This is a genomic window from Microbulbifer jejuensis, assembly GCF_047289955.1.
GTDB lineage: Bacteria > Pseudomonadota > Gammaproteobacteria > Pseudomonadales > Cellvibrionaceae > Microbulbifer.
The window spans coordinates 111,405-123,069 of record NZ_JBLBUB010000015.1; the positions used below are offsets into that span (position 1 = coordinate 111,405).

Genomic DNA, 11,665 nt, shown 5'->3' on the forward strand with positions numbered 1-11,665 from the left:
GTGTCGGTTTTTTTATGCCTAACCGGAGAGCACCCATGAGTAAATTACTCGACCTACAACAGAAGCGCGGCCAGTTGGCAGCCTCCATGCGAACCCTGGTGGACAGTGTGGACGCCGCCAAGGGCATGACCACTGAGCAGGAAGAGCAGTGGAAGACTATGAATAACGATCTCAACGCCCTGGACAAGCAGATCGAACAGCTGGAAAAAATGGTGGAGATCGAAGGTCGCCTGAGTGAAGTGCCGAACCCTGCACAGCGTCCCGAGCCCGCTGGCAATACGCCAACCAATCCGCTGGCCAGCACTGAATATATGGGCAACTTTGAGCAGTATGTGCGCGCTGGCATGAGTATGGATATCCAGGCCGCCCTGACCGTCGGCACCGACGCGGACGGTGGCTATACGGTGCCGGATTCCTGGGCCATGCAATTGATCGAGGCCCTGACGGATCACGTGGTGATGCGTGAGCTCTGTACCGTCATCTCCACCAGCACCACCACCAACCTGCCGCTGGTGGCCGATCATGGCCAGGCCGGCTGGATTGAGGAGGGTGCACCTTATCCGGAATCCGATATCCAGTTTGGTGCCGGTGTGATTGAAGCCTGGAAGCTCGGGCGCATTATGAAAGTTTCCGAAGAACTGCTGCAGGATACCCAGGTCAGCCTGGAGAGCGAAATCGCCCGGATCTTTGGTCTTACCTTCGGCACCGCCGAAGAGGCCGCTTTTATTACTGGTGATGGCAATAAAAAGCCCACCGGTGTCACTATAACGGCTCCGGTTGGCAAGGTCGCCGCCAGTGCCAACGCCTTTACCTATGACGAGATTATCGACCTGATTCATTCGGTGCGCGCCGTTTATCGCAACGGTGCCAGCTTTCTGGCCAAGGACGGCACCATCGGCATGATGCGCAAGCTGAAAAGCACCGACGGTATTCCCCTCTGGCAGCCCAGTCTGCAGGCCGGTGTGCCGGACTCCTTCCTCGGTTACCGGGTGCGCACCAGCGAAGCCATGCCTGGGGTAGCCACCGGCAATAAATCCATTGCCTTTGGCGACTTCAGGCAATACCGCATCGCCGACCGCGGTGGCATGGTGATGCAGCGCCTCAACGAAAAGTATGCAGATACCGGCCATGTCGGTTTCCGTATGCGCAAGCGCACCGACGGCAAATTGCTGATGGCCGAGGCCATTAAGACCCTGCAGCAAGGGTAAGCGACGGCGACTTTCAAAGCTATCCTTTTTAAAACCCGCTTGTGCGGGTTTTTTATTGTGTGAGGAAAACTCCAATGGCAACAAGTTTCAAACTGGTCCTGCTCACCAGTATGGTCACCACCACCTGCAGTCTCGCCGCCGGGGATGAAATTGAGGTGGGCAATGACGAGGCATGGCGTCTGCTCAATGATGGGCTGGCCCGGCCCAAGAGCAAAAAACAAAAATCGCCGACAAAGCCCCAGCGTGTAGCTGAAGAGGAAGCAAAGGCGCTGGAGGCGCAGAAACGCCAAGCAAAGATGCAGTTACCCTGTGTACACCCCGAAGGGAAAGAGCTTAACGAAGCCCTAACCAAGATTGCCGAGCGTGATCAAAAAATCCAAACCCAGGGCGACATTATCACGGAACTGGAAGGCAAACTGGCTTTGCTGGAAGAGGAAAATTGCCAGCTGCAGGAGCAGTTAGCGCAATTGACTGAGCACCCTACAGAGCTGCCATCCTGTGAGTCAGAGGGATCTGCCGGGGTGGGCAATTCCAATGATGGGGAGAGTTCCCAATGATTTTCTCCCTGGATTTTCTTAAACAGCATCTGCGTGACCCGCCGGAGGAAGAAGATATTTACCTGACTTCCCTCGGTGTCGCCGCAGAACAGGCGTTCAATCACTACACCGGGCGCATCCTGTATGCACGTGAGGCGGATCTCACCGACGCGCCGGAAAATGCCTTGCCACTCACCGAGGAAATCGAACTGGGTGCCGCCGTGCTGGTGGCCTGGCTGTACGAAAACCGGGAAGGAAGCGTAAATGGTCATCAGCTGCCACTCCCAACACGCCTGCTGTGGAATCCGCACCGATGGCTGGCCGTGTAAGGATCGGCGCGCTGCGCCACCGCGTCCTCCTGCAAACCCGCACACTCGATAGCCGTGCCACCGGGGCGAAAGTGGAAAACTGGAACAATCTGGCCACCGTGTGGGCGGAAGTCAAACCCCATGCCGCGCGCGAACTTACCGCAGCGGACAGCCGTTATCAGGAAACCAGTCACCAGATCACCATCCGTTACCGGGCAGGCATTACCAGCAAGATGCGGGTGTTGTTCGGGAGTCGGGCTCTGCAGGTGGAGACTGTGATCAACGCCATGGAGCAAAACCGCTGGCTGCATTTGTTGTGCAAGGAGATTGTTCTGTGAGCGATCATATACGGGTAGAGGGATTTAAGGAACTGGATAAGGCACTGGCGGCGATCACTGATACCGCCATGGCACAAAAGGCCCTGGAAGATGCTCTGTTCGATGCTGCGCAAGTGGTGCAGAAGACGGCTAAGGCCAAAGTGCCGGAGGATAGCGGCAAACTGCGCAAAGCCATTCGCCGCTATCGCGGCAAAGCGGGCAAGAAAAAACTCGCCGGTAGCGGTAAACAGGATGCGCAGGTGTATGTCGGTACCAAATCCACCAAGAAAAACCCGGTCTTCTACGCGGCATTCGTGGAATTCGGCACCAAGCTGCATTCGGTGGAGCTCAGCCTGAAGGCGGTCAGACGCGGCGTCACCTCACTGGTGAGCAAGAAAGGTCGCTTCGGGAAAAAGGTGACGGTTAAGGCCAGGGCCAAGCCCTTTCTGCGCCCGGCGCTGGACGAAAACCGAGACAAAGTACTCAAGCGTTTCAAAAATGCGCTGATCAAGCGCATTGAAAAAGCCTGGGGCAAAGAGGTGAAGAAAACGTGATTGAAACCGGTATCGTCACGCGTCTTACCGCACAGATTCCTGAGCTGGCCGGCAATATTTTGCCGGTAGACCGGCAGGAGACCGACACCGTTCCGGTGCTGGTGTACCAGCGGGTTTCCACCACCCGTCCCCTAAGTGCCGACGGTACTACCGGCCTGGTGCAGAGCCGCTACCAACTCGATATCTACGACACCAGCTATGACAGCATGATCGCCCTGCGCAGCCTGGTGTGTGCGGCGTTGTCCGGTTTTGTCGGCGATCTGGGTAATGGTGTGCGCTGCTACGGCGCGCAACTGGAAAACGACCAGGAAGATTACATAAAAGAGCTGTCGTTGTACGGCGGTTCCATTGATCTCACTATCTGGCATGAGGAATAGAGAGCATGAGCGAAGAAATCATTGCAATGGGCGTCAAGTTGCTTAGTGATGCTGCTACGGCAGACACTTTTGTCGAGGTACCCAAGGTATTGACCCTGCCGGAATTCGGCTACGAAGCGGATGAGGTGGAAGTCACGCACCTCAATTCCCCCGGTGGGGTCAAAGAGTACAAGTCCGGCCTCAAGGATGGTGTGGGCTCCACCATCGAACTCAGCTGGGTGCCGGGAGATACCCAGCAGGAGGCGCTCAAGTCGGCTGCCACCAGCGGCAGAGTGATCAATTTCCAGATCCAATGGCCGGATCCCGGGCAGACCCGGGTACAGGTGCCCTTACTACTCAAGAGTTTCAAGGTAGTTACCGCTATTGGCCAAAAGGTCACTGTTTCCATTGATGTCAAGGTTGCCGGCGCAGCCAACTGGGATACTTGGGCATAGATAAATCTGAGTTAAGCGTAGTGGGAGCGGGTCTAGGGTATTTTATTTTTCGGTGTGTTTTTTTCTTTATCAGGCAGTGCTTTAGAAGATGACTCGGACTTCAGGTATTGGCAAGTGACACGCTCTACCAATAGTTCCAAATCGATAGGTGCCTGTTTGTGTGCAAGAGGAGTGAAGACTTTGCGCAGACTCTCGCGCAAAATATCAGGTCGAAGTTCGTAGGTATTGTTGGTGAGGTTGATTGGTAGAGAAACCTGTTGCTGGCTGGGCTTGCTAGAGTGCCCATCGTCAAACTTACCTTCAAACAGATAACCAAGTATGCCGGTGGGAACCCCAAGCGCTTTAGCTACACGCCAAATGCTTTCCGCTTTAGCACCGCAGAGGCGGGGGTTTTCCTTTATCCAGCTATGAATGGTGGTACGGGGCACGCCGGAGCGTTTTGAGATCGCTTGTGGCCCATCAAAGCCACGATCTTCGACTAGTTTTTCAAGCCTCTTGCTTGCTAGATCCATTTCAACAATTCGGTTTGTCATACGGGATCGTTTCCTTGCTTTATATTAGGCAATACAGCCTGGCATCTTCCTGCCACCACATGGCTGCCGTTTCCATGGTTGTGGATTTGTGTGACCTGAGGAGGCTTATTCGTTTCTTGCGTACACGCTCGAAGCATATCTAATTGCGAACTATATCAGATCTAAATCTGTAACGAAAAATATCTTGGTTCAGTAACCATTAATGTATGACATTTAAAGACCATTTAATATTCGCTAACTATTGGAGAGGCCAATATGGAAAACCTGCTAAGTAAAACAGAGATTTTGGGCGCGGATGACCTGCTCTATGAGGAGGTGGCAGTGCCCGAATGGGGTGGCACTGTGCGTGTGCGCAACCTGACAGGCGGTGAGCGCGATCAGTTCGAAGCCTATTGTGTGTCCGCTGGTCAGAACGGCGTCGGTGGTCTCAATAAAGTGCGCGCGACGGCCGTTTCTCTGACAGTCGTTGATAAAAACGGAGAGCGCCTGTTTACCGAAGGCGATGTGGAAGCACTGAACAAAAAGAGTGGCGCTGCGCTTGATCGCGTCTTCACCGTAGCACAACGCCTGAACAAACTCTCCGAGGCAGATATTGAGGAGCTCAAAAAAAATTTTCAGAAAGCCCCTGGCGAAGATTCCTGTTCCGATTAGCGCTATACAGGGGCTGCTCCGTGCGCGAACTGCTGGCCAGTACGGACAGCGCCGAGCTGTCGGAATGGATGGCCTTTTCCAGGTGTGAACCCTGGGGCTATGAGGCAGACAACTGGCGTATGGGACAGTTGGCCGCCACCGTCGCGAATTATTCCGGTCGTGTCAAGAAACCACTACAAGCAAAGGATTTTATGCCGCCGCCGGTGAAAACCAAGCGCCAGCGATTGGCGGAGTCCATCGCCAAGTTCAAAGTTTTTCTGGGAGGATAGTCGTGGGCACAGTCGCATCGCTACTTGTTGAACTGGGGGCCAATACCGCCAGCTTTCACGGAAAGATGGCGCGTGCGCAAAAGGAGTCCCGCAAAACCGGTGCCAGTTTCAACAAATTGGCGAAAACCGGTGCGGTGGCCTTTGCTGCGATGGCCGCTGCGGCGGTGACCGGTATTGGTGTCATAGTGGCACATTCCCTCAAGGTGAATGACCAGCTGGCAAAAACCGCGGACAAGCTGGGCGTAACCACCGAAGCACTGGCCGGTTTGCGCCACGCCGCCGAGCTAACCGGCGTCAGTCAGCGAAAGCTGGATTTGGGTCTGCAGCGAATGACCCGGCGGGTGGCAGAAGCAGCACAAGGCACAGGGGAAGCTCGCGGTGCTCTGAGGGAACTCGGCCTTGATGCCCAAAAGCTGGCGAGATTGTCGCCGGACCGGCAATTTGCCAACATCGCCACGGCTATGAATCAGGTTGGCAACCAGTCTGACCGTGTCAGACTCGGATTCAAATTATTTGACTCCGAAGGTGTGGACCTGATTAACACCCTGAAGCTCGGTAAAGGTGGTCTTAGCGAACTCGCTCAAGAGGCGGAGGTGTTGGGGTTGGCGATCAGCCGCGTTGACGCGGCCAAGATGGAACAGGCCAACGATGCCATGAGCCGCGCCGGCGCTGTGGCAAAGGGCCTGGGCAACGAGATTACAGCCAAGGTCTCACCGGTGATCACCTCGGTGGCCCAGGGCTTCACCGACTGGGCGGTAAATGTTGGCGGCTTCGAGAGCGCGGTCAACAGCGCGTTCAATGGCGCCGTGCAGGGCGCCGTCTTGGTATTGGATGCCTTCTACCCAATAGAACTCATGTTCAATGTCCTCAAGTTGGGCGCCCTGGCCCTTGGCAGTGCTGTTGCTGACGCCATGGCTGCCAGTGCGGATTCGGTAGCGACCTTCCTGAGCGATTTTTTAACTCCGTTCCGTGTCACCTTTATCGGTCTGATCCAGTTCATTAATTCGGGTTTGCAGAAGTTAAATACAATTGGGCTGGTTTCTGATGCGGCAGCTGAGAGAGCCGGTGCTTTTGCCGATACCTTTTCGGAAAAAATCGACAATGCCCTGCAAATCGACCCCGACGATATCCGCAAATTTGCCGATAATCTCGGCAGTGCCGTCGAGATGCAGGCGGCCAAAATTGAAGAACTGGTGAACGGTCCCGGTCGTGGTGAGCGGCTGCAGGCCTGGGTAGCGGATGCCCAACTGGCGGCACAACAAACTGCCGAAGTCACCGCCGCCGCTGCGGTAGCTGGCACGGCGGCAATTGAAAACGCATTGATCAAGCGCACAGAACTGCAGCAATGGCAATTTGAACAGGAGGGGCTGCTGCTAGAGGCCAGTCTTGGTAACAATTTTCTTGCCCGCGACCTCTGGTACCAAATCGAGGCGGACCGCAAGCGGTTACACGAACAGGAACTGACCGATATTGAAAAGGAGCAGGCCAAGTACCGTATTAAGCTTGCCCAGGATGAAGCCGCGGCGCGTCAGCGCGCCACGGGGAAAATGTGGTCGGATTTGGCCGGCCTGCAAAACAGCAAAAGCCGCAAGATGTTCGCACTGGGTAAGGCGGCTGCAATTTCGCAGACCGTGATCAGTTCCATTCAGGGCGCACAGGACAGTTATACATCACTGGCAAAAATCCCAATTGTTGGACCCGCCTTAGGAGCTGCCGCTGCGGCTGCCGCTCTTGCGGCTGGTGCGGTGCGGGTGCAGCAGATCAAGTCCCAGCAGTTTCAGGGGGGCGGGTCTGTTTCCGGGGCCGGCGCTGCGGCTGTTGGGACGGCTGGAGTAGCGACACCGTCAATTAACGCGCCAACACCAACACCGGACACAAATTCCCAACCGGCGGCCCAGACCCAGATCATCATTCAGGGCGATATCAGCAGCAATGATGCCCAGCGTTTGGTGGACGACCTTCGCGAGCTGATCAATAATGGCGATGTGGTGTTAATTGAACCCAACTCACGCAATGGTCGGGAACTGGCCGCGCTCAATGCCTGAAGGCAGGGAGGCTGTAAGTTGAAAAAAACGCTACTCGCACTCTGTATGGCAGCTTTGATAGGCTGTGCCAGTACGGAAGAATTTGTTGAAGGCTCGAAGATATTGGGCAGCCTGCTCTGGCATAGCGCACCCAGGACGGAAAACGTCTGTGTAACAGGCAGCTTCGGTGTGGAGTGTATTAGTTACACGGTACCAAACGACCAGCTCACCCCGGAGCAAAAGGCTGAAATAGAGCGGCAGGTGACAGAAGAATACCTGGAAGAGAAACGCCGAAAAGAAACTCCAAGAATCTGACAAAATCCCCAACCTCTATCAAGAACCGCCCTCGGGCGGTTTTTTTGTGCTCGCTTTCCGGCGGGCTTTTCCCGAATTGTCTGGATGCACCCATGGCTGAAATCCGTTATACCGCCACGCGTGAGCACGTCAGCGGCTCACCCGAGCTGATTACTACCAATCTTATGCATTGTGAGCGTGAATGTCGTACCGAGGGTAAAGAGCATATTGCGCTAAGCGGCTACACAGAGAGTACGCTGTATCGTATCGATACCGAATGGAAAATCACGACAGCCCCCTTCGACCCGGATCAACTACCGTACTGGAGAGAATTTGGCGCAAGCTGTGCCAATGGAGAGACGTTTGAATTGGATATTTCCGATATTACCGGTGGTCACAGCACCCCATTTTTCTGCCGATTGAAGCGGAACAGTTATAAGGAAAACCGGCACGAGCACTTCTGGTTCCAGATTGCCTTGATTGCGGTGGAGGTGTAAGCGGTGCGTAACAACTCCGAAATTTTTGATCTGGAAAACCAGTCCCCCCAGCGCGCGCTGCGCCTGGTGGTGGAGATCGGCTATGACCTGCCACTGTATATTACCTCGCATCGGGATATTCCCGCCCTGCCCGCCAATGCCATTCTCGGTGCCTTAAAAAAATGCAGTGCCACCAGCCAGCGCCTGTTGCCGGAGCAAGGCAGAGCCGAGATCGGCACCATCCAGTTTGAGGTGGTGGATATCGCCGGCCAGCTCTCTTATGTGCTGCGCGACGAACTGGAACAGGGCAATGGCATCAAGGGCCGCACCGTACGTCTGTACCAAGGCTTTGCCGGGTTGGACTGGTCGGATTTTCGCCTGGAGCAAACCCAGATCGCCGAGGAATCCATTGCCTACAGCGAAGGGGTGTACCGGGTGCGCTGCCGGGATATCCAGCGTGCGATGCGCCGGGAACTGTTTGTACCCAACAGCACCCGCCTGGCTGCGGATTTTTCCAAGACCCAGACCACCCTGCAGGTATTCGATACCAGCAATTTTGAACCCAACCCTCATACCGCCGCCTATGGCGACGCCCCCAATCAATCCGTCTACTACCTGAAAATACAATACCAGGACGGCTTTGAAATTGTGCGTGCCAGAGGTAAAACCGCCAACCGTTTTACCGGCTGTGCCCGTGGCCTGTTCGGCACCTATGCCCGCGATCATGTGATCCCCACCGACAACGACGACGAGCGCGGGATTGCGGTGGAGGAATTTATCTACCTGGAAGGACCGGGCCCGCAACTGGCCTATGCCCTGCTCACCGGCCTTGTGCTCGGTACCAATCATACCTTGCCCGACAACTGGCACCTGGGTATCGACCCTGCGCTGGTGGTGCGCGACGAGTTTGAACATATCGGCGCGGACTGGTACCAACCCGGTAATCATAGCAAGGGTAAAATACTCAGATTTGATGGTTTGAAAAAAACCGACGGTAAAAAGTTTATCGAGACCGAGATTAATTTATTGCTCGGTGCCTTTATGCCGGTCAATGCCGCCGGGCAACTGGGCCTGCGCCGTATGGCCGGGGTGCTGGCCAATGCCGCCACTGTGGCTGCCATTGCCACGGACGATGTCACCCGGGCCGGTGAACTGAAATACAATCTGGCCGGCGTGCGCAATGTGTTTGCGATTCAGTGGAGCTGGTTCGAGCAGCCAGGCTTTGAGGGTAAATTCCTGCGTGCAAACCAGTTACTCGATGCCGATTCCATTGCCGTGCATGGCGAAGCCAAACCCCACACCCTGAAATTCCGCGGCCTGCACAATACCCGCCACACCTACACCACCATTAAAAACACCTTCGACGCCCTGCGTGATCGCTTTGCCGGCCCGCCTTTAACTTTGCGTTTGGGGCTGCTGCCCAGCAACAATGACCTGGAGGTGGGGGATATCGTCAGGGTCACCCTGCCGCAGCTGCGGGATCATTCACAGGAGGTGGCCGACGGTATTCTGGATCGCGCCATGGAAATCCAGCGTATCAGTGTGGATCAGGTCTCCGGTGCGGTATCGGTGGACTTGTTTGGCAGCTACCAGCCCGCCGGCAGGATCGATGATCAGCCCGACAGCACCGGTGCGGAACTGCCGGACAGCTGGTATAGCGCCGAAGGTGTTGCCATGACCGCCGCCGGTCTCAGTATCGATAACAGTGGGTTTTTAACCGCAGATGGCAGCCTTGCCGGCAACCCAAATAGTCGAGCAGTGTTTTATTATCCGGGGGATTTAACCATTCCCGCCGGTCGCACCTTGAGCGTCAGTGGCAATGCGGAACTGCGGGTGCGCGGGGTACTGCAGATCGACGGCACCCTGCGTGGTACCCCCAGCAATGGTGGGCGGGGTTTTTTGGGTTCCTGTCGCGGCGGCTCCGGGCGGGTGGTTGGCAAGCGTGCCCCCGGCCATATTTTTGAGGAAAGCCGCGGCAGGGTAGTAACCGGGCGCAACCCGGTGATGCCACCGCTGAATATCACCAACGAGGGCGGGGAGCTGCAGGGCATACCCCATGACCTGCGCGGCACGGGTGGCGCCCGCGGTGGCAATTCCTTTCGTTATTTACGCAACGATCCAAGTTATGAGCCGGCGGGGTTCGGCGGCCATGGGGGCAGCGGCGGCGCCGGCCTGGCGGTGATCGCCCGTGGTATCGCGTTGGGTGTGTCCGGGAAAATCGACAGCTCCGGTGGTGATGGCGGCCCCGGTCGCGGTGTTGAGCTAAGGCCTGTCCCCGGTGGCAGCGGCGGTGGCGGAGCCCCCGGCGGTGTGGTGCTGCTGGTGGATGGCACCGGCAATCCCATGCCGGTGCTCAGCAACAATAAACTCATTGCCTGCTATGGCCACAGTCCCGACGCCCCCGGCAGTGCCGGGCTGGGGGATCACTGTCTCGGCACCAATGCCGTGCGACTCCTGTTTGTGCCCAAATCCCGCACGCCTTATGACGACTACGAGGACCCGGCCCTGGATCCCAGTGTGCAACAGGCCATGGATGCCGCTGCCGAGGCCCAGGCCGATGCGAATATTGCCCTGGCGGATCTGGATACTATCGCCGCGGACGGCATACTGCACCAGAGCGAAAAGCTGCAGATTATCCGCGAGTACGCGCAATTACTGGCCCAGCAGGCGGGGCTGGAAAACCAGGCCGACGGCGCCGGCCTGACCACGGAAAAAGCCGATTACAGCGGCAACCTGGCCGCGCTCACCAGTTACCTCGGTGGCCTCACACCCGCCTGGAACAATACCAGCGCGGATACCCCCATCAGCCGCACCCTCTGGAACATCAACTGGCAGGCGGCGTACCGTGCCCGCAACACCCTGCTCAACGCCATCGCCCAGCAGGCCCGCGAAGCCGGGATGCTCGGCGCCGCGCTGCAATTTAAATGGGACCGCAGACCCCTGGGATTGACCTGGCCCACCAGTACAAACTATGCCGGCGGCACCAAATATTCCTTTAATGCCAGTGCCGGGCGCGGCTATCTGCATGTATTGGCCAATGATGCCGAGGGCGGTGCCCGGATTGGTCTCAATGGCCACGAAGTCGGCGTGATGCGCGGCGACGATGGGGTTACCCAATGGTACAGCTTCCCCATTGTGCTGCAGGCGGGGGTCAATGAGCTTTCCGTGTGGGCCAGCAGTGGTGACGGCGGCACCTACGGCGGCTTGGTGGTGACCCTCGGTGGCAGCGGTGATCCCCAAGCACTGCTGGATGCCTCTGTGGCCGATGCCAGGGCTGCTGCCGCCGAAGCTGCCGCTGCTGATGCCCAGGCCGATGCCACTGAGGCACTGGCTGACTTAAATACAATTGCCGCAGACGGCAAGCTGCACCCCGGGGAAAAACCCCAGGTTATCCGCGAGTACCATCAACTGCTCGCAGAGCAGGCCGGCATTGAAACCCAGGCGAACCGTTACGGCATTACCAGCGAGAAAACCGCCTATAGCGGTGCCATTACCGCCCTATCGGATTATCTCAGCGGTACCGGCTGGAACAATACCACCACGGTCACCACCATCAATCGCAGCACCTGGAATAGCAAATGGCAGGCGGTGTACACCCAACGACAGGCACTGCTCAATAAAATCAACCAGATTGCCGGCTCCCAGGCCGACTGGGACAAAATCTATGGTGACAATAAACCGGAG

Annotated in this window: 14 protein-coding genes; 13 read left to right on the top strand and 1 reads right to left on the bottom strand. The window is 56.7% G+C overall.

Annotation, left to right across the window (positions count from 1 at the left end; translation table 11 throughout):
- The first annotated feature begins 35 nt into the window (after nucleotides 1-35).
- The 7 genes from ACL7TT_RS11605 to ACL7TT_RS11635 all read left to right on the top strand — a co-directional run bounded on the left by ACL7TT_RS11605 (nucleotide 36) and on the right by ACL7TT_RS11635 (nucleotide 3,734).
- A complete protein-coding gene (locus ACL7TT_RS11605; RefSeq protein ID WP_413395588.1) occupies nucleotides 36-1,208 on the top strand; it encodes a phage major capsid protein in 1,173 nt (390 codons plus the stop codon).
- A 74-nt stretch (nucleotides 1,209-1,282) separates the two neighbouring features.
- Nucleotides 1,283-1,765: a hypothetical protein gene (locus ACL7TT_RS11610; protein WP_413395590.1), complete on the top strand. Its 483-nt coding sequence runs from the start codon at nucleotides 1,283-1,285 to the stop codon at nucleotides 1,763-1,765.
- Nucleotides 1,762-2,073 carry a head-tail connector protein gene (locus ACL7TT_RS11615; protein ID WP_413395591.1) on the top strand — a complete coding sequence of 104 codons (312 nt, stop codon included), beginning with the start codon at nucleotides 1,762-1,764 and terminating at the stop codon, nucleotides 2,071-2,073. The genes ACL7TT_RS11610 and ACL7TT_RS11615 overlap by 4 nt, the downstream gene beginning before the upstream one ends.
- Nucleotides 2,058-2,390: a phage head closure protein gene (locus tag ACL7TT_RS11620; RefSeq protein ID WP_299948141.1), complete on the top strand. Its 333-nt coding sequence runs from the start codon at nucleotides 2,058-2,060 to the stop codon at nucleotides 2,388-2,390. The genes ACL7TT_RS11615 and ACL7TT_RS11620 overlap by 16 nt, the downstream gene beginning before the upstream one ends.
- Nucleotides 2,387-2,923: an HK97-gp10 family putative phage morphogenesis protein gene (locus tag ACL7TT_RS11625; protein WP_413395593.1), complete on the top strand. Its 537-nt coding sequence runs from the start codon at nucleotides 2,387-2,389 to the stop codon at nucleotides 2,921-2,923. The genes ACL7TT_RS11620 and ACL7TT_RS11625 overlap by 4 nt, the downstream gene beginning before the upstream one ends.
- Nucleotides 2,920-3,300 (top strand): hypothetical protein, encoded by a 381-nt coding sequence (locus ACL7TT_RS11630; protein ID WP_299948137.1) that lies wholly within the window; start codon nucleotides 2,920-2,922, stop codon nucleotides 3,298-3,300. Before ACL7TT_RS11625 ends, ACL7TT_RS11630 begins: the two co-directional genes overlap by 4 nt.
- Before the next feature lie 5 nt (nucleotides 3,301-3,305).
- Nucleotides 3,306-3,734: a phage tail tube protein gene (locus ACL7TT_RS11635; protein ID WP_413395595.1), complete on the top strand. Its 429-nt coding sequence runs from the start codon at nucleotides 3,306-3,308 to the stop codon at nucleotides 3,732-3,734.
- Nucleotides 3,735-3,766: 32 nt separating this feature from the next.
- On the opposite strand, the gene ACL7TT_RS11640 is transcribed toward ACL7TT_RS11635, so the two are convergent.
- Entirely contained in the window at nucleotides 3,767-4,267 is a 501-nt protein-coding gene (locus tag ACL7TT_RS11640) for a hypothetical protein (RefSeq protein WP_413395597.1), read from the bottom strand.
- A gap of 255 nt (nucleotides 4,268-4,522) precedes the next feature.
- Here ACL7TT_RS11640 and ACL7TT_RS11645 point away from each other — a divergent pair, with 255 nt between their 5' ends.
- From ACL7TT_RS11645 to ACL7TT_RS11670, 6 genes are all read left to right on the top strand, one after another.
- The gene (locus ACL7TT_RS11645) at nucleotides 4,523-4,918 is read left to right on the top strand and encodes a hypothetical protein (RefSeq protein ID WP_413395599.1); all 396 of its coding nucleotides are present in this window, start codon (nucleotides 4,523-4,525) and stop codon (nucleotides 4,916-4,918) included.
- A 20-nt stretch (nucleotides 4,919-4,938) separates the two neighbouring features.
- The gene (locus ACL7TT_RS11650; RefSeq protein WP_413395601.1) at nucleotides 4,939-5,187 is read left to right on the top strand and encodes a phage tail assembly protein T; all 249 of its coding nucleotides are present in this window, start codon (nucleotides 4,939-4,941) and stop codon (nucleotides 5,185-5,187) included.
- A gap of 2 nt (nucleotides 5,188-5,189) precedes the next feature.
- Nucleotides 5,190-7,232, top strand: a complete 2,043-nt coding sequence (locus tag ACL7TT_RS11655) for a hypothetical protein (RefSeq protein WP_413395602.1) — start codon at nucleotides 5,190-5,192, stop codon at nucleotides 7,230-7,232.
- Between the two features lie 18 nt (nucleotides 7,233-7,250).
- Nucleotides 7,251-7,526: a hypothetical protein gene (locus tag ACL7TT_RS11660; protein ID WP_413395604.1), complete on the top strand. Its 276-nt coding sequence runs from the start codon at nucleotides 7,251-7,253 to the stop codon at nucleotides 7,524-7,526.
- 92 nt (nucleotides 7,527-7,618) lie between these two features.
- Nucleotides 7,619-8,002 (top strand): hypothetical protein, encoded by a 384-nt coding sequence (locus ACL7TT_RS11665; RefSeq protein WP_413395606.1) that lies wholly within the window; start codon nucleotides 7,619-7,621, stop codon nucleotides 8,000-8,002.
- 3 nt (nucleotides 8,003-8,005) lie between these two features.
- On the top strand, nucleotides 8,006-11,665 hold a 3,660-nt coding region (locus ACL7TT_RS11670; RefSeq protein ID WP_413395607.1), incomplete at its 3' end, for a hypothetical protein.

Coding starts and splice junctions, on each gene's coding strand:
- ACL7TT_RS11605 (WP_413395588.1), top strand. CDS start 36: ATGAGTAAATTACTCGACCTACAACAGAAGCGCGGCCAGTTGGCAGCC.
- ACL7TT_RS11610 (WP_413395590.1), top strand. CDS start 1,283: ATGGCAACAAGTTTCAAACTGGTCCTGCTCACCAGTATGGTCACCACC.
- ACL7TT_RS11615 (WP_413395591.1), top strand. CDS start 1,762: ATGATTTTCTCCCTGGATTTTCTTAAACAGCATCTGCGTGACCCGCCG.
- ACL7TT_RS11620 (WP_299948141.1), top strand. CDS start 2,058: ATGGCTGGCCGTGTAAGGATCGGCGCGCTGCGCCACCGCGTCCTCCTG.
- ACL7TT_RS11635 (WP_413395595.1), top strand. CDS start 3,306: ATGAGCGAAGAAATCATTGCAATGGGCGTCAAGTTGCTTAGTGATGCT.
- ACL7TT_RS11640 (WP_413395597.1), bottom strand. CDS start 4,267: ATGACAAACCGAATTGTTGAAATGGATCTAGCAAGCAAGAGGCTTGAA.
- ACL7TT_RS11645 (WP_413395599.1), top strand. CDS start 4,523: ATGGAAAACCTGCTAAGTAAAACAGAGATTTTGGGCGCGGATGACCTG.
- ACL7TT_RS11665 (WP_413395606.1), top strand. CDS start 7,619: ATGGCTGAAATCCGTTATACCGCCACGCGTGAGCACGTCAGCGGCTCA.